This is a genomic window from Pedobacter nutrimenti (assembly GCF_003208655.1).
GTDB classification, from domain to species: domain Bacteria; phylum Bacteroidota; class Bacteroidia; order Sphingobacteriales; family Sphingobacteriaceae; genus Pedobacter; species Pedobacter nutrimenti.
This window is the reverse complement of sequence record NZ_QKLU01000019.1, coordinates 1-1598: the sequence shown is the minus strand read 5'-3', so window position 1 is coordinate 1598 and position 1598 is coordinate 1. Positions and strand designations below refer to the sequence as shown.

Here is a 1598-nt window from a genome sequence, read left to right as displayed (position 1 = left end):
CCAAAGGGATAATAATCATCCGACTGGATGCCTTCCAGGGCTCCGGTAACGGGATGTTTATGGAAAGTATAACGCACATTGCCCAAATGGTCGGTCAAATTGTACTCATAACTGTAGTCGGTGCCTATCCTTCTGGCTACCCCTTCCTCGGTATGGATAATATCAATATCGGCCCCATTATATTCAATCCCGCCAATGTAGTCTCTGGAAGTGCCATTGCTCACTTTCCTTAGCTTGGTGCCTGCCGCATCGTAGATATAAGCCATACTTAAACCACCTTTATTCACAGTCGAAGGCAGGTTCAGTTTGTTGTAAACAATGTTTACCCCATTACGACCATCGGTAGTCGCATTGCCGTTTTCATCGTAGCCATACACGCCTGTGGCCAGCCCACCGCTCACCTGGTTTAAGCGGTTACCGGTATAGCTGTAGGTTCCTAAAGCCCCATTGCGGTTTAAGCTGGTGATGTTACCCATTACATCATAACTCAAGGCTTCGCTTTTGCCTGCTGCCGCCGGGCCGGAACCTATACCAGACAACAACCTGTTGAGTGCATCGTAGCTGTAGTTAAAGGCGTTGCCAAGGCCAGGCCCCCACTGCTGGGCGGAAATGTTCCCATTGTACTGAGGGTCAGCGCCTTCGTTGTACTGCAGGCTTAAGTTAAACTGATCGGAGGTACTGCTTTTTAACCAGCCCCTTGGGGTATAGGCATAGGTACTGTATTGAAGGAAATTGGTCCCATCGGTGCTGTGCAGCGACTTTTTCATCAATTGCCCCACTTCATTGTAATCCAGTTTGTTTAGCACCAGCTCTGCTGCGCCGTTGATCGATTCAAAACTTGCTTTTTTGCGACCCATATGGTCATATTCATGACGGGTGGCAATGGTGGTTAAAGCGCCTCCTAATCTATAATGGTTACGGGTACTTGCGGTAAGCTCTCCGGCAAAGTTGTAGGTGTTCTCTACCTCATCATAGTTGCTGGCATTTAGGCTGCCCCCTTTGTAATGCTGTTTGTACACTTTCAGTACCCGGGCTTCTTTATCGTAATAGTTCACCGTCCAGAGTTCATCGCTGCTGCCCAGTACTTTGACCCTGGAGGCGGTCAATAGCCCTGTCAGCTGACTGGTATAACCCGAACTTTGGTTGTTCGGAATGCCGGGAATACCATAGTTGTCATAATAGTTGACCGTCAATTGTTCTGTAGCACTTTGAGGAAAAGCCACATTGCTGTAATCCAAGCCTTCAGGGCGGCTTTCCCATAGCGTAGTTTGTCCGTTTAAACTGGTCTGTAAAACCGTCCTGCTGGAAGCATCTGTGTACAGACCTGCACTGGTCACCCTGCCCAAAGCATCGTATTTGCTGTATACCCATTGGTTTGTCTTTCTCTGAATGGCATCCTGGCTCAGCACCAACTGGTCCCGGTTGTTGTACACCATAAACTCCCAGCCCTTGCCTGGGATTTTCTTTTCAACTAACCGTTTACGCTCGTCGTAATGATAGCCATAGATAAACTGGTCAAAAACCGCATCGTTTTCTGTAAAACTACCAATCACCCCGGTGCTTTTGTCTGTTCCTTCGTTCACTGCAGGGGGCAATAC

1 protein-coding gene is annotated in these 1598 nt (G+C 48.3%); it reads right to left on the bottom strand.

Going from position 1 to position 1598, the window contains the following annotated elements; translation table 11 throughout:
* Positions 1-1598: RHS repeat domain-containing protein (locus B0O44_RS25050; protein ID WP_394340880.1), on the bottom strand; the 1598-nt coding region annotated here is incomplete at both ends.